A 22,001-nucleotide genomic window follows, 5' to 3' on the forward strand; every position below is an offset into this window, starting at 1 on the left:
GTCATTCATTATTTGATATTTTTCTGATATTCTTCAAATAATGAGAAATCGCTTGATTTGTATTCCGTTCTATCATCAAATGGACAAATGAAATGTATGAATCATATTCAATTGCTTCGATTACTTGATTCGCAGCTCTTGCATAGCTATTCACGATCGTCCATATTCTTTCCATTAAAAAGTTGCTATTTAAAGCAACCAACTTAGTGAAAAATTCATCATCACTAAATTCTTGTTCAGTTGCCCAGATTAGAAAATGCTGCAATTCTTGTTCAGATGTAGACAAAATCACATTTCGGATACAATTGGTCTCTAAATACTCCTTCGTTTCAGCCAAATCCTGTTTCACCTTTGGATCTTGCAGAAAAAAGGTACCTAATAGCTTAATGAGATTGTGATCCTGGTAATCTCTAATGAATGTGCCTTCTCCCCTGCGAGTTTCAATTAACCCAAGAAGTTCCAGTGCCCTTAAAGCCTCACGAATGGAAGATCGACCCGCCTTGAGGCGCTCTGATAATTCACGTTCAGAAGGAATCTTATCTCCAGAAACTAGATCATCTGATTCTATCATTTGCCTAAGCTTCTCGACAATCTCTAGATAAAGCTTTGTTGAAGGTGTTGATTTGTTCAACTCATTCATTCTTCACTCTTTCCAATAATGGCAAGCCTTCTCGTTTTTTTCTTCACGTCTTCTGGATCTACTTTTTTTCTCGCTACACCTGTTTCCATCGCGGCTTTCGCAACAGCAGCTGCCACTTCTGGCGCTACCCTTTCATCAAAAGCAGCAGGAATCACATAATCGGGTTGAAGCTCCTCTTCCTTAATTAAACCAGCGATCGCTTCAACGGCTGCCTCTTTCATTTTTTCATTGATATGCGTCGCACGGACATCTAATGCTCCGCGGAATATTCCAGGAAATGCAAGGACATTATTGACTTGGTTCGGAAAATCAGAGCGGCCTGTTCCGACGACTTTTGCTCCAGCTGCTTTAGCAAGTGCCGGCATGATTTCTGGATCCGGGTTTGCCATCGCAAAAATGATCGGATCCGTATTCATTGAAGCGACCATTCTTGAGTTAAGTGCACCTGCAACCGACACACCAATAAATACATCGGCACCCTTGATTACCTCTTCAAGTGGTCCTTCGACTTTAAAACGGTTTGTCACTTGTGCAACTTGATCTTTCACGTCATTCATGCCATATTTGCGTCCTTGAAAAATAGCGCCTTTGGAATCACACATAATAATGTCACGAACTCCATAATTATATAAAAGTTTAATAATAGCAATTCCAGCAGCTCCAGCACCACTTGCCACTACTTTAATTTCTGTCATGGACTTACCTACGATTTTTAGAGCATTAACAAGACCTGCCACTGTTACGATTGCTGTTCCATGTTGATCATCATGAAAAACTGGAATATTCGTTTCTTTCTTCAGTCTTTCTTCAATAACGAAACAATTGGGAGCTGCAATATCCTCTAGATTCACTCCGCCAAACGTAGGTTCAAGAAGTTTTACTGTTTCTATGATTTTTTCAACATCCGTAGTTTTTAAACAAATAGGGAATGCATCGACACCGGCGAAACTCTTGAAAAGGAGTGCTTTACCTTCCATAACCGGCAAAGCTGCTTCAGGTCCAATATTCCCCAAACCAAGCACAGCTGTCCCATCGGAAACGACAGCTACCATGTTTCCCTTCATTGTATAATCATATACAGTTTCTGGTTTGTCATAGATTTCTTTGCATGGCTCAGCAACACCTGGTGAATAAGCTAAACTTAAATCTTTCGCATTTCGCACCGGGACTTTTGAAACCATTTCAAGCTTTCCCTTATGGACACTATGCATATGCAGCGCTTCTTCTCTTAATGTCAATGTATTCACTCCTTGAACTAGTTCGGATAGAATTAGGCAATTTTCCCATACATTTTAAGTGGTCTGACCACATTAGGCTTCTTACAATATAACATATCCAGTACTGATGTAAACATTTATTCTTGTTTTAGAATGACGTTTTCTTTTCCGATAATTCCCTCTAATTGCTTCATTAATGCCTCGTTTGGCGTGACCCAATCCCATAAAGAAAGTTGAACATAACGGTTTTCGCTTTCATAATACAGCATGACTTTTGCCATTCCTTTGTGCTTGACCAATGTCTGTTTAATTTTCCTAAGTGTATCATTTGTTTGTTTTTCTTTCGGGATCTTAATAAATAAACGCGAGGTCGATTCTGCTTTCATTTCTTTCAAGACATCTAATGGGTACACTTCATCAATAATCATTTGTGTTTTCCCATTACGTTCCTCGATGCGGCCTTGAATCATGACGATGCCCTCATTTATTAAGTTCTCTGAACATGTTTTATACACATTTGGAAACACAACCGCTTCTAACTCACCCGCCTCATCATTTAGCCCTAGAAACGCCATCACTTCACCTTTCTTCGTACGAATGGCCTTCACAGAAGAGATATAAACCCCAATTAGCACTTTATTCTCTTTTTTAACAACAGCTTCGTCAATGGATACAGCCCCAAAGTATCGAAAGAGAACTTTATATCCTATGACTGGATGATCGGACAAGTACAAGCCAAGAGCCTTTTTCTCAAAAATAAGCTTATCTTCTAATCGAATGGGATCAACTTGAACATATTTCGGTTTGAGTGAGAACTCGCTGTTAAAGAATAAGTCAAAATCTCCATCGTTTGGATTGACTAACTCAGAATGGTTAATGGCTACATCAAGGCTTGCAAGTAATGTTGCCCGGTCCACCTCAAATTCGTCAAATGCCCCAGCAAGTATAAGCATTTCAATGACTTTACGGTTCACAACGCTCATGGAAACACGCAAGCAAAAATCAAAGATATCCTGAAAGGTTTTTTCTTTCCTAGCTGCAAAAATTTCCTTCAGTATCGCTCCGCCGACGCTTTTGATTGCAGCAAGACTATAGCGGATCCCATCCTTCTCCGATGTAAATGCGTAAAAACTTTTATTAATAGAAGGAGGAAGGATGACCATTTCTTTCTTCTTCGCTTCCCTAATGTATTGGGCGATTTTATCATCATTGCCAATGGCAGATGTCAACAGTGCTGCCATAAAGTATGTCGGGTAATGGGCTTTCAAATAAGCGAGCTGGTAGGCAATGAAACTATAGGCAACCGCATGGCTTCTTGGAAATCCATAGTTTGCAAAGCGGACGATCATATCGTAAATGTCATGTGCAATCTCTGCCCGATATCCCTGCTTTACAGATCCACTTACAAAATGATTTCGCTCTTGATCAAGAATTTCCTTTTTCTTTTTTGAAACAGCTCTACGTAAAAGATCTGCCTCGCCCAATGAAAACCCGGCAAGTTTAGATGCAATTTGCATAATTTGCTCTTGGTAGACGATAACACCGTATGTATCTTGCAAAATGTCTTGTAAATCATTGTGCGCATAGTCAATAGGTGCCAAACCATGCTTCCGTTCAATGAAAAGCGGAATATTATCCATAGGACCAGGGCGATACAAAGCATTTACGGCGACAATATCTTCAAATCGAGACGGCTGTAAACGTACGAGTACTTTCGTAATACCTTCTGATTCAAATTGGAAAATTCCAGTTGTCTCACCTTTACTTAAAAGGGCAAACGTCTTCTCATCCTGAAGAGGAATGGTAGCCATATCGATTTTGCGCCCTGTCCCTTTCTTGATTGATTTGATGATATTGTCAATAAGCGTTAAATTGCGCAGACCGAGAAAATCCATTTTCAACAGACCAATTTCCTCGAGCACATCCATTGGAAACTGAGTCAGATGGATGCCATCATGGCCTGCTTGGATCGCGATGTTTTCTGTTAGTGGCTGATCACTTATCACAACACCAGCCGCATGGGTCGATGTATGTCGCGGTAGTCCTTCGAGCTTTATCGCCGTATCATACAAACTTCGGTTAAGCTCACTCGAATCGACAAATTCGCGTAACCCTTTTGACTCCGCATACGCTTGCTTTAACGTAATCCCAAGTTTCGCAGGTATTGTTTTCGAAAGTGCTTCCTGCTCTTTCGAATTCAACCCGAATACCCTTCCCGTATCGCGGAGAGCGGCTTTTGCAGCAAGCGTCCCAAAGGTAATAATTTGGGCAACATGAAGTGCTCCATATTTCTGAGCCACATAGGCAATCACTTCATCACGACGATTATCTGGAAAGTCAATATCAATATCCGGCATCGTTACCCGCTCTGGATTTAAAAAACGTTCGAATAAAAGACGATGCTCAATCGGATCGACATTGGTTATCGATAAAACATACGCAACCATTGAACCTGCAGACGACCCCCTTCCAGGCCCTGTCAGGATTCCTTGCTTTTTGGCAAATTTCATAAAATCCCAGACGATGAGAAAGTAATCACTAAACTTCATCGTTTTAATAACCTGAAGCTCGTAATGCAGACGTTCAACATATTCACTAGGCATATCTGGTCTTTTCTGTTTCAGCCCTTCTAAGCAAATTTTCACCAGCATGTCAGCAGCCGTTAGATCATTCGGAACAGGGAATTTGGGCAATAACGAACGATGGAACGGGATTTCTACATGACAGCTCTCTGCAATTTTTATTGTGTTTTCTAGGATGTCTGGTACATCACGAAAAAGCTCGGTCATTTGCTCGGCATTTTTTAAGTAGTATTCCTGTGAAGGCAATGTCATTCTGTCTTCATCAGAAAGCTTGCTGCCATTTTTTATGGCAAGCAACACTTCTTGGGCTAACGCATCGTTTTTTTCTAAATAAAAAACAGGATTCGTTGCAACAACAGCGATATTGATTTCTTTAGCAAACGTGACGATCCGACTATTCTCTTCGTCTTGTCCCACTGTCAAAAGGCGTTGTAAAGACAGATAAAAAGAGTCCATCCCAAATATCCGTTGATACATGGCAACTGATTCTTTCGCTTCCTCTATTTTCCCTTCTGCGAGCATAGATTCAATCTTGCCTTCATTACCAGGGGAAATGGCAAGTAAGCCAGCTGAATACGCCTTGAGCCATTTTATCGGCAATCCTGTCTGTGACTTTGTTTGAATCGCGGAGCTTATTTTGAGCAGATTGGAATAGCCTTGGTTATCTTTGGCAAGTAACAGGAGCGGAAAGGAAGCTTCATGTTCATCTAATATATCTGCAATCAAGCCTATGATCGGTTTGATTCCTTGTTTCAGACATTCTTTATAAAAATAAGGTGCCCCGTACATGACATTTCTATCGGTCAACGCTAAGCTCGTAAATCCATTCGCCTTTGCTTTTGATACGAGCTCGTTTAATTTAATCGTGCTTGTTAGCAAGCTGTAAGCACTTTGTATATGAAGGTGAATACACACGTTTCTCTCCCACCTTTATCAAGCATCTTTTCTTTATAGTATAGTGCTAAACTGACAAAAAGAAAATTCGTTCCATTCCGTACGCATAAAGTGAAACTTCAATCAGTGGGGGTTTCTTCATCCCCCACTGATTGTTAGTTGAACCAATCGGGCTTTTACGAGCAGTTGTCCCCCACCTACGCTTCTTCGATTCTTCTAAGCCTTGAGGTGTGGGGGTCTTACTGCCCGTTAATGCGGGATAAATCCTAAGTTGACACATATTAGCTGTCTGAACAATGCTCTTAAAAATTTTTTCTTTATCATATCAGGTTTACTCTGTCCATATAAATAAATATGAAGAATTAAACGTATAAGGGTGATGGAAATGAAAGAAGCTTTTTTCCCTGCATTTATTAACAGTTATTTTATTTCTCTCGGCGTATTACTTGGAGGAGCATTAATTGGCGGGCTGGCAGCATTTTTCACCGGACAAGCACCTTTGACGATCATTAGAAATCTTGCGGGTTCATTACGGATTTGGGCAATTATCGCGGCCATCGGCGGAACTTTTGATACAGTCTATTCATTTGAACGTGGCATGTTTGAGGGAGCAACCAAGGATATTTTCAAGCAATTTCTCCTGATTCTTTCGGCAATGGGTGGTGCCAAGACCGGATCATTACTAATTATGTGGTTTACACAAGGTGAGATTTCATCATGAGGATTCCCCCGCTTTATCGAAAATCTACTTGGCAACGCTTCTTTGTCGGTGTAGTCATTGGAGCGCTGATCAGCTGGTTTGTTTTTCTATATATGCATGGCGTACTTCAAGAAAAACAAATCAATAAAATTCATAGGCAAAGTCAGACCATTCATGATATGTCGGCTAAAATTGAAATATGGGAAAAAGATTATAATCGATTGAATAAAGAAGCTGAGAAAAAGCTTCTGATTGAAGATGTGAAGGTAGTTGTTTTAAACGGCAAGCAATATCACCTTGATTTACTAAGTGTGGCTGAGGCGGAAGATGTCATTGAAGACGATTTAACCTCTTTGATCGCAAAAGAAGTTGAAACCGTTTATAAAAGCAAAAACCTTTTGAAAAAGTCGGTCGAAAACAAAGTCATTGAAATAAACAAGAAAAGCTACCGGCTTGAAGTCGTTGAAATTTTCTTCTACACGACGATGAATATTGAAGTAAAGCTACACCGACAATAAAGTGAAACTTCAATCAGTGGGGTTTTTTTCATCCCTCACTGATTGTTAGTCCCGTTCTAGTGTCGCTAAATATTCGATAAAGCGACACTACGAACTAAGGTTCAATGAATCACAAACTAAGTGCGCCGCGTCCTCATGTCTTCGTCTGTGTGACCCACATCCTGTGGGCCTCAACTAAACCTTTGAAGACCACAAAGGTAAGTTTCACTGTATCTCACCAATCGGGCTTTTACATTAAAAAGCGAGGCGACTGGTACAAAAAGAACGTCTCCTAAGATCGCTCACGTCCTGTGAGCAACAGAGACACCATCACATCCTGTGATAGTCCGACAAGCATAAGATGGAATACGGCGTGGCGTAGTTTGCCACAGAGTATTACAGCTTATAACCTCGAGGGGCTAGGAGCCGCAACTAGATTACGGGCAGTTGTCCGCCACCTACGGCGCTTCTTCGATTCCTCTAAGCCTTGAGGTGGGGGTCTTGACTGTCCGTTAATGCATGATTTGAAAAGGGTCAGACCCTTTTCAAATCATGCACCATCTTAGTGACTATTAAGGACAACCGCTTCTAAGTCGCGAATAACATCTTCTGCTTCATTCCAACTATAAATCGAAGCTCCAGCCGCCATTGGATGTCCGCCACCATTGTAACGCTTCGCAACTCCGTTTATAACGGGACCTTTAGAACGCAGTCGAACCCGGATTTCTTTTTCTTCCTCAATGAAAAACACCCATGCCTTAAGCCCTTTAACTGAGCCTAGCGCGCTAACAAGCAATGAGGCATCAGCCGGCGTCGCATCAAATTGATGTAGAATTTCCTTCGTAAGCACCATTTTCCCAACACCGCTTGTGAGAATTTCAAAATGCTGCAGTACATAGCCGTTCAAGCGAACAATCTTTTCTTCCACATCGTACATTGCTGTAAACAGCTCAGGTCTGCTGAATGCATAATGAATCAGCTCACCTGCGTAGAGGAACGTTTTTTCAGACGTGCTTGGATATAAAAAGCGCCCCGTATCTCCTACCATTCCTGCAAACAGTAATCGGGCAGCTTCATCATTCATTTTCAACCCTTTGTCTTTTCCAAACAAATAAAACTCATAAATCATTTCACTTGTCGAACTTGCACGCGTATCCACCCAAAGCAAATCTCCATACTTGTCATCATTCGGATGATGATCGATTTTGATCAATTTGTCGCCTAAACGATAGCGTTTATCACAAATTCGTTCCACATTGGCCGTATCGCATACAATCACAAGCGCACCCTTATAAATATCATCAGATATCGTATCTAATCTTCTTAAATAATTCAGCGATTCTTCTTCCTCACCAACCGTGTAAATATTTTTCTCTGGAAAAGAAGTTTTTAGAATTTCTGCTAGCCCTCCCTGTGATCCGTATGCGTCTGGATCAGGCCGAACGTGGCGATGGATAATAATCGTTTGATATGCTTTTATTTCTTCTAAAATTTCTGCAGTCATTAGATTCTCCTTTATTACCTGTCATGTATGATGACATCTGTCTTATCCTACTACATAATTTATTCTCTCCACCTAGTCAAAATCCCTTCATTCAGTATGTAGTATAGGGGATTAAGGTGGAAATCTAGCATTGAAACCGTTACAATAAAAGAAACTTTCTTTCTAGGAATAACATTTTAATGAAAAAGCAGAAAATTGGAGGATTAAGACGTATGATAGCACTTGTAGCGATTATTTTGGTTTCTCTTGCTTTTTATGTGTTTTATAAAATTAAATCATTTCGAACTCGTTTGCCCATGGAGAAAAAATGGCTGAAAGGCAAATCGTCCATAGCATTGGGAGCATTCGTTGCCACTTACGGAATCAATCAGCTCATTTTATTTCACACGACTACGACATTTATTATTGGCGCAATTTTTATCGTCATTGGCGGAATAAGCATTTGGGGCGGATTTAAAGTATACAAGCATTTTTTGCCGCTAGCGATTGAAGAAGCAGAGCAAAAGACTAGTACCAGCAATTGAAGGTAGAAAAAGGATGTCCCATAACGAAAAGGTCAGACCACGAATCATGATATACAGGTCAAATGAAGCGTAATGTCATTATGAACTGTGTATAGATTGTGTAGTCAGACCCTTTTTTAGGACATCCTTTTTTTAACAGAAAAAGGATACGTTTTTTCTATGGACTTTGATAGCCTACGCTTTTCTTATAAGTTATGACCTATCAAGTAATTGGCATGTCATTATCGCTTTACCGACCAATTTCCCTTCATTGAATACTTCTACATCCACTTTACCGAATTTTCGGCCTACTTCAAGAACGCGCGGATGAATCGCTAGCACGCTATCCATTTGAACTGGTTTGATGAAGTAGATCGTCATATTCTCTACGACCAAATCGCCCCGTTTATAGCTTCTGAGTGCTCGGTTCGCGGAATCTGTTACGAGTGTTGTAAAAACGCCTGTTGAAATCGTTCCTAAATAATTGGTCATTTGCGGTGTCACTTCATACTGATAGATTTCTTCACCTTTGCCCCCGCTACCATTCATGACAAGCTGACTAGTAATCGTATCATCAATCGTTTCGCCAACTTGTGGCTGCCTTTGACTCATTTGCAATGCTTTTAGAACGTCTTGACGAGTGACTATTCCTTGAAGCACATGATGATCATTAACGACAGGTAGTTGTTCGATGCCTTCCCAAACCATCATGTGCGCAGATGAAGCAACACTTGTTTTCATACCGACCGTCATTGGATTCTTCGTCATGACTTTATCAATAGCCACTTCTTCTTCTTGTGCCAAAACGTCCTTTGAAGTAATCATGCCTTGCACTTTCATATTGGAGTCCACAACAGGAAATCTACTATGCTTTGTATCTCGATTAAGCTTAAGCCAATCGCTAATTTTATCACCCATTTTTAAGAAAGTCGTTTCATGAACAGGCATTAAGATATCTTCAACAAGCAGGATTTCTTTTTTTATTAATTGGTCATAAATGGCCCGGTTAATCATCGTGGCTACAGTAAACGTGTCATAGCTTGTGGAGATAATTGGAAGCTGCAGCTTGTCGGCGATCTTCTTCGTATCATCTTCCGCATCAAATCCACCAGTAATTAATACTGCAGCTCCTGCCGTCAATGCTTGATCATGTGCCTGAGACCGATTCCCAACTATTAATAAATCGCCAGGTCCTGTATATCGCATCATCGCCTCAAGCTTCATCGCACCAATCACGAATTTATTCAATGTTTTATGAAGACCTTCGCGTCCGCCCAATACTTGTCCGTCCACTATATTGACAACTTCAGCAAAGGTCAGTTTTTCAATATTCTCTTTCTTCTTTCTTTCAATCCGAATCGTGCCAACTCGTTCGATTGAGCTGACATATCCTTGGTTCTCAGCTTCCTTAATGGCTCGGTATGCTGTCCCTTCACTCACGCTTAAAGCCTTCGCAATTTGACGTACGGATATCTTTTTACCGACTGGAAGTCCATCTATATGTTTTAAAATTTGCTCATGCTTCGTTGCCACGCTCTTCACCCTTTTCCAAATCTTCCTACTTTCATTATAAGGTGAATGTACGAGCTATTCAAACGCAACTATTGATAATAATGAATTCTTTTCGTTGTTTTCATAGATTGCTTGTGCTTTTTTCCTTTTTTCGGGGAATATAAGATGCCTGTTAAATTCCCGGCAATCGCAAACAAAGCAAACAGCAACCAAGCACCAGCAAACAGTGACTCCAATCCGCCAGCTTGTAGCGAGAGTCTTGGTACCGCATAGTACAGCATAACACCACATAAAAGCAAACAAAGCAATAATCTTTGTTTCATGAAAATCCCTCCCCCCTGTTCCTTGCCTACATTGTATGCAAGGCAAGCTCGAAAAAGAAGGAAAGGAATTCCTAAAACCAAATGTCTCGTCCAAAAAATTATAAAGTGAAACTTTGTTTGAAAGAATTAAAGCTCGATATAATCTCCCGGCTCAAGCAATTTTCCTTTGCCTGCATTTAGTAAATCGAGAAACTTCTGCGGATCCTGCTTGATTGGTGGAAACGTATTATAGTGAATCGGCACAACCTGCTTCGCCTGTAAGTATTCGGCCGCCAGTGCTGCATCTTCAGGTCCCATTGTAAAATTATCACCAATGGGCAAAAGGGCAAGATCAATTGGATGGCGTTCACCAATCAACTTCATGTCGGAAAACAATGCAGTGTCTCCAGCGTGATAAACCGTTTTTCCTTCCGCTGTAAACAAGACGCCACTAGGCATACCAAGATATATAATCTGTCCGTCATTTGTGATAAAGCTATTGCTATGAAAGGCAGTTGTCAACTTTACTTGACCAAATTCAAACTCATAAGCCCCACCAATATTCATGCCATGTGTCCGTTCGACACCTTGTGTGCCAAGGTAATGAGCCATCTCAGCTGAACCAATCACAAGTGCATCGTGTTTTTTGGCTAGCTCCACTGTATCACCAAGATGATCCCCATGCCCATGTGTCAAAATGATGACATCAGGATTAACGTCCTCTACTTTCAAATCGGTCTGTCCGTTTCCATTAATAAAAGGGTCAAACAAAATCGTCGTCCCCTTCGTTTCGATCTTCACTACTGAATGTCCGTGAAAAGATACTTTCAAAATAAAAACTCCCTTCGTACCTATATTTTTAAATATTCTAATTCCTCAATCAAGTCCCTTTCTCCTTTTAAAAAATGACTATTCTTAAATAGATGCCCTTCTTTCAAGATCGTAAACCTCATTTTCCAAACGACTTTTCCTATTCCAAAATAGTTTACTTTGCTTTTTTTTATTGATAAGGTTTATGAATAGGATTTAATATGATCTTACTACTGGAGGCATTAAAAAAATGAATACAAAATTAACTGAATTAACCCAATGGTTACAAATAAGTGGACTGGATGCTGCTTTGATTACGGCACCAGATAATGTGTTTTATTTGAGCGGCTTCTTGAGCGACCCTCACGAAAGACTGCTTGCATTAGCTGTTTTCCAAGAGGCTGAACCAATCCTTGTTTGCCCTAAGATGGAAACTGAAGATGCGAAGCGTTCAGGTTGGACAGGGGAAATTATCGGCTACACGGATATTGAAGATCCTTGGGAAGAAATCAAACTTGCGGTAGGCCGTCGTTCTGTGAATGTAAAAAGACTGGCCATTGAAAAAGAACATTTAAATGTGGAACGACTAGAAAAAGTCCAAATGATCTTCTCTGTTCCTGAACTAGTAGCCGCTGAAGAGAAATTGCGTGAACTTCGAATGGTTAAAACAGAAGATGAAATGAAAAAAATACGAGAAGCATGCCGTCTTGCTGATTACGCGATCGAAATTGGGGTATCAGAGATTAAAGAAGGCAAAACAGAAATGGAAATCTTAGCTGCAATTGAATATGAAATGAAAAAAGCAGGCGTACAAAATATGTCATTTTCAACCATGGTACTAACAGGTGCCAATGCAGCGTCTCCACACGGGACACCTGGATCTACGAAAGTTGAGCGCGGTGATTTTGTCCTATTTGACTTAGGTGTTGTCTACGAAGGCTATTGCTCCGATATTACCCGAACTGTTGCATATGGAGACATTTCAGACAAGCAACGGGAAATTTACGAAACAGTTCTAAAAGCAGAGGAAGCAGCGATTGCAGCAAGTAAGCCTGGTGTTTCTTGTGCGGAAATCGATTTAACGGCTCGCAACATCATTCGTGACAAAGGATATGGAGATTATTTCCCGCATCGTCTTGGTCATGGCTTAGGAATCAGTGTACACGAATTTCCTTCCTTGACTGAAACAAACCCGCTTCTTTTAAAATCAGGCATGGTCTATACAATTGAACCAGGCATTTACGTACCAAATGTTGCCGGTGTTCGAATTGAAGACGATATTTATGTAACAGAAAACGGAGCAGAAGTGTTAACCAAATATCCAAAAACGTTGCAAATTATCAAATAAAGTTTCTTATTCATTCAATTTTGATCGTAAAGTTCGTCAGGCAATTTGATGAAGGGGGAGATTAATATGACAATGACGTATAAAAAAATTCTAGTTGCGGTAGATGGATCGAAAGAAGCAGAATGGGCTTTACAAAAAGGCATTGAAATCGCACTTCGTAACCATGCATCACTCGTACTTGCCCATATCGTAGATGCTAGGAATTTCCCGTCAACTGAAGCCTTTAATAGCCCGATCGGCGGCAGCGCTGAAGACTACGCATCTGAACTATTGCGTGGCTATAAAGAAATTACGGAAAAAGCCGGTGTCAAAGAAGTGGCAATTGCCATTGAATACGGCTCACCGAAAACGATCATCCCTAAAGATATTGCTTTAAAACATCATATCGACCTCATCGTCTGCGGGGCAACTGGGCTGAATGCAGTAGAACGCTTCCTAATAGGTAGTGTTTCTGAAAACATCGTCCGCAATGCTAATTGTGATGTACTGATCGTTCGTACCGATAAAGTAGAATGATAACAAAAGGGTCAGACCCACGTCTACTATGTATCGTTTATATGACTCATAAATGAGACAATAAACGGTATATAGCGTGTGAGGTCTGACCCATTTTTTTACTTTACAAGTTCTTTTCCTTTTTGAATCGCTAGTTTCACTTGCTCAAATCCTGTTCCACCTGCGCTATTACGGCGCTTTACTGCTTCATACGGGTTAAGAGCTTGATAGATATCTTCATTAAACAAATCTGATGCTTCTTTGAATTGCGCCAAAGATAAATCTGCAAGATAGCAACCTTGGTTCACACATGATAGCACTAGTTTACCGACCACTTCATGCGCTTCCCTGAAAGGCATTCCTTTCGCCGCCAAATAATCCGCTAATTCGGTAGCATTTGAGAAGTCGTTTTTCGTTGCATTCTCCATAACATCAGCATTAACTTTTATGGTGGAGATCATGCCTTCGAAAATTTTCAAAGAGCCGATCACCGTTTTCACCGTATCAAAGATGCCTTCTTTATCTTCTTGCATATCTTTGTTATAAGCAAGCGGCAGTCCTTTCAAAACGGTTAAAAGACCAGTAAGATTGCCATACACACGCCCTGTTTTCCCGCGAATTAGCTCGGCCATATCTGGATTCTTTTTCTGAGGCATAATGCTACTTCCCGTTGAAAAAGCATCATCAAGTTCAATGAATTGAAACTCTTGACTAGACCAAAGAATGATTTCTTCGCTAAACCGAGAAAGATGCATCATTAATGTGCTACTGTTACTAAGAAACTCAAGCACAAAATCCCGATCACTTACAGCATCTAAGCTATTTTCGTAGATTGCGTCAAATCCAAGTAACTCCGCACTGTACGCACGATCGATTGGAAAAGTTGTCCCGGCTAATGCTCCTGCTCCAAGCGGGGAAACATTAATTCGTTTCAAACTTTCCGTGAATCGCTCTTTGTCACGCTGCAACATCCAGAAATAAGCCATAACATGATGGGCAAATGAAATCGGCTGTGCACGCTGTAAATGGGTATATCCAGGAATTAATGTTTCAACATGGCTCTCTGCCTGTTCGAGTAGAGCTGTTTGCAAGGCAGCAATTAAGCCCAAAACATCATCTGTTTGGTTGCGCAAGTACAAATGCATATCTGTCGCCACTTGGTCATTCCGGCTTCGACCTGTATGCAGCTTCCCACCTACTGGACCGATTTCAGAAATGAGCATGCTTTCTAAGTTAAGATGAATGTCTTCCATCTCTACTTTAAAGGACAATTCACCTTTTTTTGCTTTTTCTTGAAGAGTTAGCAGCCCTGACGTAATCAGGTCTGCATCTTCTTCAGGTAAAATACTGCTTTTCTTCAACATCGCCACATGAGCAAGGCTACCTTGAATATCTTCAAGTACGAGTTCTTGGTCAAACGAGATCGATGCGCCAAACTCATCTACCCATTCTTCAGCAGACTTCGTAAATCTGCCTCCCCATAACTTACTCACACAGTCACCTTCTTGTTTTGATTGGTTACGATACTGCTAACTTTTGTTGGTAGGCCCCAAAGCTTAATGAAGCCGACAGCTGCATCATGGTCAAATTCATCATCCTTCGTATAGGTTGCCAATTTTTCATCATAAAGAGAATACTCGGATTTTCTACCTTCTACGATCGCATGGCCTTTGAATAGTTTCACACGCACTGTACCTGTTACTGTTTTTTGCGTGTCTTTTAAAAATGCGGATAATGCGCTTTGAAGTGGTGAGAACCATAGTCCTTCATAAATAAGCTCCGTCAGTTTTTTCTCAATCACTGGTTTGAAATGAGCAACTTCTTTAACTAAAGTAATGTCTTCAAGTTCTTTATGTGCGGTAATTAATGTCATCGCAGCAGGTGCTTCATACACTTCACGCGATTTAATTCCTACTAATCTATTTTCAACATGGTCGATTCGGCCAACACCATGTTTACCAGCTAATGTATTCAATTCAACAATTAAGTCTGCTAGTTTATACTGTTTATCATTCAGTGTAACGGGAACACCTTGTTCAAAACCAATTTCAATTACTTCAGGTGTATCTGGAGTATCTTCAAGTCTTGCCGTTAGATCATATGCACCTTCTGGTGGAGCGGCCCACGGATCTTCCAGTATGCCACATTCATTGCTTCTTCCCCAAAGGTTTTGGTCGATGGAGTATGGGCTATCTAAATTGATTGGAATCGGGATATCATTTTCAATCGCATATTGAATTTCTTCTTCACGAGACCATTTCCATTCACGGACTGGAGCAAGAACTGTAAGATTTGGATTCAATGCTTGGATCGATACTTCAAAGCGGACTTGGTCATTTCCTTTTCCCGTACAACCATGTGCCACTGCGATAGCATTTTCCATCTCTGCCACTTCTACAAGCTTTTTCGAAATCAACGGACGAGAAAGTGCAGAAACAAGTGGATATTTCCCTTCGTATAACGTGTGTGCTTGAAGTGCTGCAAGTGCGTAATCATCCGCAAACTCGTCTTTCGCATCGATTACATAGGATTTAATAGCGCCTACTTGAAGTGCTTTTTCTTTAATAAAATCCAAGTCTTTTCCTTCTCCAACATCTAAACAACATGCTACTACATCGTATCCTTGACCTTGCAACCATTTTATCGCTACAGAAGTATCTAGACCTCCGGAATATGCTAACACTACTTTTTGATTTGACATGATTGTATCGTCCCCTTTTTATGTGAATAAAAATTCATAATTTATTATTTTTATACATCTCTTAATTAGTACTTTACCAGTTTTAAAAAAAGATTGCAAGCACAATTTAGAGATTAAACACGGATTCTTCTGAAGATTTCTTTCCTTTCAAATTAGCTTGCTACATAAGCAAAAAAGACACAAAGCTCAAATAAGCAACGTGTCCTTGTTAAGTAAGTTTTAAGTTACGGTCTCCAGTAGCTTTTATTCATTGACTACTCTCTTTTTCTGCAAATAACGATATTGATAATATTTTTGCGCGAATTCACTCACTTGCCGTGTCATTCGGTAATTAGAGCCCGCCCCAATTAGCATGCTAAGCACTGGAACACCTTGGATCTGTTTTTTTCGAAACATGGTAATCGCTCCGGCCTTCAGCAACTGCTTTAAAGGTTGCTCCATCCAAGTAATGTTTGTTAAATCCTCGCTTCCTTCGTAAAAATATTCTTCACCGTCTTGATGTGTTTCATTGATCAATTCCTGCCATGCAGCCCCTTGAAGGCGTCTCGGCATGTTGCCAATGTGAAAAACCTTGAGGGCCATCATTATTTCAAACGGAGTATTCACTTCAAATCCGTACGTTATGGCTGTCAACTGAACAACACGAACATTAATGAACGTCATCGCTGGAATATCGCTTCCTAACAGAATAAGACCGCCTGACCCACTTGCTCCGCCTTGGGCAAATGAATACAGTCTATGTCTCGCGATTTGCTGTGCCGCTATGTAATTCAATTGATCAATGGGTAAAAGGTTCATATCAGCAATCTTTTCGACTTCAGGATTATAAACCCGCGCCGCTTCTAAAATTCTGTCTCTAGCATCCATCTGAATCTGCGAACTTTGCACCAATGCATGTAAATGAAAGAGCATTGTATCCATTTTCGCAAAAAAACGTGTCCGAACATCTTCAGGAAGCAAGGAAAAGCTTTGTTCAAGCCATTTATCATACATCACTGTTAAATCTGTCGGCTCGTATTGATAAAGCTTTTGCTCCCATTCGCCTATTTCATTCCAGACTTGAATTTCCCGATTTGTCATGCCCATTTTCTAACCCTCCTAAAAAGCCTTTTATCCCGCTTTAACGGGCAGTAACCTCCCACTTCATATCTTAGAGGAATCGAAGTAGCGCGTAGTTGGGCGATAACTGCCCGTAAAAGCCCGGTTGGTGAGATACAGTGAAACTTACCGATGCGTAAGCAGAGGTTTAGTTGAGGCCCACAGGATGTGGGTCATACAGACGTTGCCGCAGGACGCAGCGCACTTAGTCTGTGATTCATTGAATCGGGTTCGTACTGTCGATTGATCGAAGCGTTTGCTGCGATCTTAGCGACAGTAGAACGGGACTAACAATCAGTGGGATAAAGCCCCCCACTGATTGAAGTTTCACTTTATATTGGCTGATTCTTCCTATTAGTATAACACAGAGGACTTACATGACTAGAATACAAACAGAGGATATCTAATCAAAGATTAGGGCGCACAACGACTATTACACCCTTCAACGTTCTGGGATTTGCACCATAGAGCCAACCACGCGATTAGAGGCATTGGTATGAGCACCAATGCCTCTTAAAAGTGAATGAAATGAACATTTTTTAAAGTTTTACTCTTTGTAGGCGGAGTGCATTTAAGACGACCGACACAGAGCTGAATGCCATAGCGGCACCTGCTAACCAAGGGGCCAACATTCCGATTGCTGCAATCGGGATGCCGAGAGTGTTATAAGCGAAGGCCCAGAACAGATTTTGTTTAATATTCCTCATCGTTTTTTTGCTCATAAGAATGGCGTCTGCGATGCTATTCAAATCTCCCCGAATCAAGGTAATATCTGCTGCTTCCATGGCCACGTCTGTTCCTGTTCCAATCGCCATACCAATATCTGCAAGTGCAAGAGCAGGAGCATCATTAATTCCATCTCCAACCATAGCAACCTTTTTACCAGTAGCCTGAAGCTTTTTCACTTCCTCTGCTTTCCCTTCTGGAAGTACTTCGGCAATAACATGGTCAATCCCCACTTGTTTACCAATCGCCTTTGCAGTACGTTGGTTATCACCGGTTATCATAATGACTGCAATATCCATCTCTTTTAGCCGTTTGATGGCTTTTTTAGAAGTATCTTTAATCGTGTCTGCGACTGCAATCATGCCTGCATATTGGCCATCAATACTAGCTAGCATGGCCGTTTTCCCTGTTCCTTCTAGGTCTTCCATCAGCGATAAAGCTTTTTTAACATCCACTTGATGTTGTTTCATGAGCTTCCGGGTTCCTACTAGAATTTCTTTTTGATCAACGATCGCTTTTACTCCATGACCTGGGACTGCTTCGAATTGCTGAACGATGCCAAGTGCTATCTCTCTTGTTTGAATTCCTTGAACAATTGCTTCGGCCAGTGGATGTTCCGATTGTTTTTCAGCTGCGCCAATTAAAGATAGAAATTGCTGTTCAGCTACTCCATTTTCGACGATGATATCGGTCAATTCTGGTTTACCGTTTGTAACGGTCCCTGTTTTATCTAAAATAACCGTATCAATATGATGAGTCGTTTCAAGATGTTCCCCGCCTTTGAATAGAATACCGAACTCTGCAGCACGACCAGACCCAGCCATAATTGAAGTAGGGGTTGCAAGTCCAAGCGCACACGGACACGCGATAACAAGAACGGCAATTAACGCTTCAAGGGCTAGTGTAACCTCTCCTGGATTGACCCAGATTATCCAAACGAGAAAGGTTAAAACGGCGATGCCAACAACAATTGGCACAAAAACACCTGAAATTTGGTCAGCAAGTCTTTGAATCGGCGCTTTCGATCCTTGTGCATCTTCCACGACTTTAATGATTTGTGAAAGTGCTGTGTCCCTTCCAATCTTTGTGGCGTTCATTTTTAGAAAGCCATTCTTATTCAATGTTGAACCAATCACAGGATCTCCCAGGCTTTTATCTACGGGAATACTTTCCCCGGTTAACATCGATTCATCGACAGCCGAGTTTCCCTCGATTACTTCTCCATCTACTGGGATCTTCTCACCAGGTTTCACCAAAAGCGTATCTCCTACAATCACTTCTTCAAGCGGGATCTCAAGTTCTTCTCCATTCCTTACCACTAAAGCTGTTTTCGCTTGCAGTCCCATCAGCTTTTTAATCGCTTCAGAAGAACGCCCTTTTGCTTTTGCCTCGAAAAGCTTCCCTAAAAGGATTAGCGTGATAAGTATGGAACTAGTTTCGAAGTATAGTTGTGCTGTATGGGGGTTCCCAATCGAGATGATTGCCTGATAGACACTGTAAAAATAAGCGGCGGATGTACCCAGTGCGACTAATACATCCATATTGGCACTTTTATTGCGCAGTGCCTTATAAGCACCTATATAGAACTGCTTACCAATAATAAATTGGACGGGTGTTGCGAGCGCCATTTGTACCCAAGGATTCATGAGAAAATCCGGTAGGTAAATGAACGATGTAAAACTAAAGTGGCTGACCATCGCCCATAACAACGGAATCGATAAAATAACGGAGATGATAAATTTCCTCTGTTGTTTTTGGATTTCTTTCTGGCGATAGTCACCGGAATCTGTGTTGTTATCCTTGATCATCGCCCCGTATCCTAGCTTTTCCACACGCTGAATAATATCCCCAGGCGTTGCCTGGGAGGGATCGTATTCAACGGTCGCATTTTCAAGTGCCAGATTAACATTCGCCATGGATACGCCATCCATTTTATTTAATCCTTTTTCGATTCTTATTGCACAAGCAGCACAGGTCATTCCGGTAATAGCAAACTCTTTTTTCTCTTTTACTACATCATAACCGAGATCTTGTATTTTCTTTTCAAAATCTTGTGCACTCACCTTTTCTGCATCATACCTTATGACTGATTTTTCAAGAGCCAAATTGACATTGGCCTCTTTTACACCTTCTATTTTCTTTAACCCTTTTTCAATTCTTATTGCACAAGCAGCACAGGTCATTCCAGTAATCTGCATACTGGTTTCTTTTATTTGTAATGGGTTTTCCATTTGTTTCTCACCTCTTTATACCACCTAGGGGTATAATCTATTGTAAAAAAGAAGTGCTATAAAAGCACTTTTATAATTTATTCAACATCGTATCCTTGATCATCGATTGTTTCCTTGATTTTTTCAAGCGTTACTTTTTCATGATCAAATGCAACATCTACTTTTCCTGTTTCTAAATGGACTTTTACTTCAGCAACACCAGCAAGCTTTCCTACATTTCCCTCAACAGCATTCACACAGTGACCACATGACATTCCACTTACATTCAATGTTACGTTTTCCATCTTTATTCATTTCTCCTTTACTTTTTCATTAATTTTTGTATAGTTACTAAGACCTCATCGATCACTTCCGCATCACCCTCATTAAGCCGGTCGATTACACAAGTTTTTAGATGGCCTTCTAATAAAATTTTCGCTACACTATTAAGGGCACTTTGAGTGGCGGCGATCTGGGTAATGACGTCATCACAATACGTATCCTTCTCAATTAGCCCTTTAATCCCGCGAACTTGACCTTCTATGCGATTTAACCGGGTCGTCAAATTCTTTTTTACTGTATCAGAATGATGACTTTTTCTAGCATGAGTTGGGGTCACACAACATTCATCTTCAATCAGATGATCATTTTCTTGCATCTCATTTTTCATCTCTTCCCCTCCTTAAACACACAATACCATACCCCCCTACCCTATGTAAAGAGAAATGATTTTGTTACTAAAAACAGCAGTACTCTCCCATTTTATTCTCGCTTATTAGATAAAAGAAGAGGTAAATTAAGACGTAGCTACTTCTTTTTTATGGTTTTCTTTTTCATTCTTTCCGATTATACATCTAAAAATACCCTAAGGAACCAAACACAAAAAGACCTCCTTTCAGGCTTAATTAAATAAGCATAAAAGAAGGTTTGGGTAGAAATATGGTCGTGGTTATTCTGACGACTCAATTTTCAGTATTCAATTGTAAATATCACTTATTTTTCGCGATGCGTTGCACATCACGGGCGATCATGACTTCTTCATTGGTAGGGATAACCATTACCTTAACAGGAGAGTGCGGGTAGTTGAGGAATGCTTCTTCTCCATGCGTTTGGTTTAAAGCAGGATCCCAATATATCCCCATAAATTCAAGACCGTGTAAGACTCTTGCACGCACCATTGCACTGTTCTCACCAATACCTGCCGTAAAGATGATTGCATCCACACCACTCATTCTTGCTGCATATGAACCGATATATTTATGGATTCTGCCAGCAAAAACTTCAAGTGCCAATTCTGCACGTTCATTGCCTTTGTCAGCTTCAATTTGGATATCACGCAAGTCACTTGAAAAGCCTGAAATAGCAAGCATTCCACTTTCCTTATTCAGAACATCAAGAACTTCATCTGCGGTTTTCCCAGTTTTCTCCATGATATAAGGAATAAGAGCAGGGTCAATATTTCCAGAACGCGTTCCCATCGTTACTCCTGCAAGCGGTGTGAATCCCATTGAGGTATCAATCGATTTTCCACCTTTAATAGCAGCAATACTTGCACCATTTCCTAAATGGCAAGAGATTAAGCGCAGCTGTTCAACTGGACGTCCAAGCATTTCTGCTGCACGTTCTGTCACATATTTATGCGAAGTCCCGTGGAATCCATATTTTCGAATGCCGTATTCTTTATAATATTCATTTGGCAAACTGTATAAATAAGAGCTTGCAGGCATTGTTTGATGAAATGCCGTATCGAAAACGGCAACAGCTGGCACATTTGGGAGCGTTTGTCGGAATGCACGAATTCCAGTAATGTTAGCTGGATTATGAAGCGGTGCTAAATCAGAAAGTGCTTCAATTTGAGCTAACACTTCATCTGTAATTAATACAGAATCTGTAAAAATTTCTCCACCATGGACAACTCGATGTCCGACACCATCAATTTCATCATAAGAAGAGATGATTTTATAATTAATTAGTTTTTCTAATAATAATTTTACAGCCACTTCATGGTTCGGGATATCCAATGTTTCAGTGATTTTCTCATCATTCACTGAAATAACAAAGACTGAATCCTTTAATCCGATTCTTTCCACAAGACCTTTCGTGATAACTTCCTCACTTGGCATGTCAAACAATTGAAATTTCAATGAAGAACTGCCTGCATTTATCGCAATAATTTTAGACATTATAAAGCCTCTTTTCTACACGTATTTACAATGATCACTTAAGAACAAATGCTTCTTTTCTCATTTAAGCATTGAATCA

At 40.6% G+C, this 22,001-nt stretch carries 19 protein-coding genes; 5 read left to right on the forward strand and 14 right to left on the reverse strand.

Going from position 1 to position 22,001, the window contains the following annotated elements; genetic code table 11:
- Position 1 precedes the first annotated feature (1 nt).
- From AC1MGI_RS20315 to dnaE, 3 genes are all read right to left on the reverse strand, one after another.
- Positions 2 to 640, reverse strand: a complete 639-nt coding sequence (locus tag AC1MGI_RS20315; RefSeq protein WP_480347404.1) for a FadR/GntR family transcriptional regulator — start codon at positions 638 to 640, stop codon at positions 2 to 4.
- Positions 637 to 1,878, reverse strand: coding sequence for an NADP-dependent malic enzyme (ystJ, locus tag AC1MGI_RS20320; RefSeq protein ID WP_480347405.1), 1,242 nt, complete (start codon positions 1,876 to 1,878; stop codon positions 637 to 639). Before ystJ ends, AC1MGI_RS20315 begins: the two co-directional genes overlap by 4 nt.
- Positions 1,879 to 1,994: 116 nt before the next feature.
- A complete protein-coding gene (dnaE, locus tag AC1MGI_RS20325) occupies positions 1,995 to 5,354 on the reverse strand; it encodes a DNA polymerase III subunit alpha (RefSeq protein WP_480347407.1) in 3,360 nt (1,119 codons plus the stop codon).
- A 358-nt stretch (positions 5,355 to 5,712) separates the two neighbouring features.
- Here dnaE and ytrH point away from each other — a divergent pair, with 358 nt between their 5' ends.
- The gene (gene ytrH / locus AC1MGI_RS20330; protein WP_062176819.1) at positions 5,713 to 6,054 is read left to right on the forward strand and encodes a sporulation membrane protein YtrH; all 342 of its coding nucleotides are present in this window, start codon (positions 5,713 to 5,715) and stop codon (positions 6,052 to 6,054) included.
- A complete protein-coding gene (gene ytrI, locus AC1MGI_RS20335; protein WP_480347409.1) occupies positions 6,051 to 6,551 on the forward strand; it encodes a sporulation membrane protein YtrI in 501 nt (166 codons plus the stop codon). The genes ytrH and ytrI overlap by 4 nt, the downstream gene beginning before the upstream one ends.
- A 541-nt stretch (positions 6,552 to 7,092) precedes the next feature.
- On the opposite strand, the gene AC1MGI_RS20340 is transcribed toward ytrI, so the two are convergent.
- A complete protein-coding gene (locus AC1MGI_RS20340; protein ID WP_480347411.1) occupies positions 7,093 to 8,034 on the reverse strand; it encodes a DHH family phosphoesterase in 942 nt (313 codons plus the stop codon).
- Between the two features lie 179 nt (positions 8,035 to 8,213).
- Here AC1MGI_RS20340 and AC1MGI_RS20345 point away from each other — a divergent pair, with 179 nt between their 5' ends.
- Positions 8,214 to 8,558 (forward strand): YtpI family protein, encoded by a 345-nt coding sequence (locus AC1MGI_RS20345; protein ID WP_480347413.1) that lies wholly within the window; start codon positions 8,214 to 8,216, stop codon positions 8,556 to 8,558.
- A gap of 192 nt (positions 8,559 to 8,750) precedes the next feature.
- On the opposite strand, the gene AC1MGI_RS20350 is transcribed toward AC1MGI_RS20345, so the two are convergent.
- The 3 genes from AC1MGI_RS20350 to AC1MGI_RS20360 all read right to left on the reverse strand — a co-directional run bounded on the left by AC1MGI_RS20350 (position 8,751) and on the right by AC1MGI_RS20360 (position 11,182).
- A complete protein-coding gene (locus AC1MGI_RS20350) occupies positions 8,751 to 10,070 on the reverse strand; it encodes a DRTGG domain-containing protein (protein ID WP_062176808.1) in 1,320 nt (439 codons plus the stop codon).
- Positions 10,071 to 10,138: 68 nt separating this feature from the next.
- Positions 10,139 to 10,372 carry a hypothetical protein gene (locus tag AC1MGI_RS20355; RefSeq protein WP_062176807.1) on the reverse strand — a complete coding sequence of 78 codons (234 nt, stop codon included), beginning with the start codon at positions 10,370 to 10,372 and terminating at the stop codon, positions 10,139 to 10,141.
- 126 nt (positions 10,373 to 10,498) lie between these two features.
- A complete protein-coding gene (locus tag AC1MGI_RS20360) occupies positions 10,499 to 11,182 on the reverse strand; it encodes a metal-dependent hydrolase (RefSeq protein WP_480347415.1) in 684 nt (227 codons plus the stop codon).
- 229 nt (positions 11,183 to 11,411) lie between these two features.
- Here AC1MGI_RS20360 and AC1MGI_RS20365 point away from each other — a divergent pair, with 229 nt between their 5' ends.
- The gene (locus AC1MGI_RS20365) at positions 11,412 to 12,509 is read left to right on the forward strand and encodes a M24 family metallopeptidase (protein WP_480347416.1); all 1,098 of its coding nucleotides are present in this window, start codon (positions 11,412 to 11,414) and stop codon (positions 12,507 to 12,509) included.
- Between the two features lie 66 nt (positions 12,510 to 12,575).
- Positions 12,576 to 13,025: a universal stress protein gene (locus AC1MGI_RS20370; RefSeq protein WP_480347418.1), complete on the forward strand. Its 450-nt coding sequence runs from the start codon at positions 12,576 to 12,578 to the stop codon at positions 13,023 to 13,025.
- 98 nt (positions 13,026 to 13,123) lie between these two features.
- Here AC1MGI_RS20370 and argH read toward each other — a convergent pair whose 3' ends face one another.
- The 7 genes from argH to AC1MGI_RS20405 all read right to left on the reverse strand — a co-directional run bounded on the left by argH (position 13,124) and on the right by AC1MGI_RS20405 (position 21,922).
- Positions 13,124 to 14,497: an argininosuccinate lyase gene (gene argH, locus AC1MGI_RS20375; RefSeq protein ID WP_480347419.1), complete on the reverse strand. Its 1,374-nt coding sequence runs from the start codon at positions 14,495 to 14,497 to the stop codon at positions 13,124 to 13,126.
- Positions 14,494 to 15,705 (reverse strand): argininosuccinate synthase, encoded by a 1,212-nt coding sequence (locus AC1MGI_RS20380; protein WP_480347421.1) that lies wholly within the window; start codon positions 15,703 to 15,705, stop codon positions 14,494 to 14,496. Before AC1MGI_RS20380 ends, argH begins: the two co-directional genes overlap by 4 nt.
- 243 nt (positions 15,706 to 15,948) lie before the next feature.
- Positions 15,949 to 16,791, reverse strand: coding sequence for an EcsC family protein (locus AC1MGI_RS20385; RefSeq protein ID WP_480347422.1), 843 nt, complete (start codon positions 16,789 to 16,791; stop codon positions 15,949 to 15,951).
- 551 nt (positions 16,792 to 17,342) lie between these two features.
- On the reverse strand, positions 17,343 to 19,760 hold the full coding sequence (locus tag AC1MGI_RS20390; RefSeq protein ID WP_480347423.1) for a heavy metal translocating P-type ATPase: 2,418 nt from the start codon (positions 19,758 to 19,760) through the stop codon (positions 17,343 to 17,345).
- Between the two features lie 77 nt (positions 19,761 to 19,837).
- Complete coding sequence (gene copZ / locus AC1MGI_RS20395) at positions 19,838 to 20,044, reverse strand: copper chaperone CopZ (protein WP_480347424.1); 207 nt, start codon at positions 20,042 to 20,044, stop codon at positions 19,838 to 19,840.
- 17 nt (positions 20,045 to 20,061) lie between these two features.
- On the reverse strand, positions 20,062 to 20,397 hold the full coding sequence (locus AC1MGI_RS20400) for a metal-sensitive transcriptional regulator (protein WP_480349892.1): 336 nt from the start codon (positions 20,395 to 20,397) through the stop codon (positions 20,062 to 20,064).
- A gap of 331 nt (positions 20,398 to 20,728) precedes the next feature.
- Positions 20,729 to 21,922 (reverse strand): acetate kinase, encoded by a 1,194-nt coding sequence (locus AC1MGI_RS20405; RefSeq protein ID WP_480347425.1) that lies wholly within the window; start codon positions 21,920 to 21,922, stop codon positions 20,729 to 20,731.
- Positions 21,923 to 22,001: the final 79 nt, after the last annotated feature.

Source organism: Peribacillus sp. BM1 (assembly GCF_056679975.1).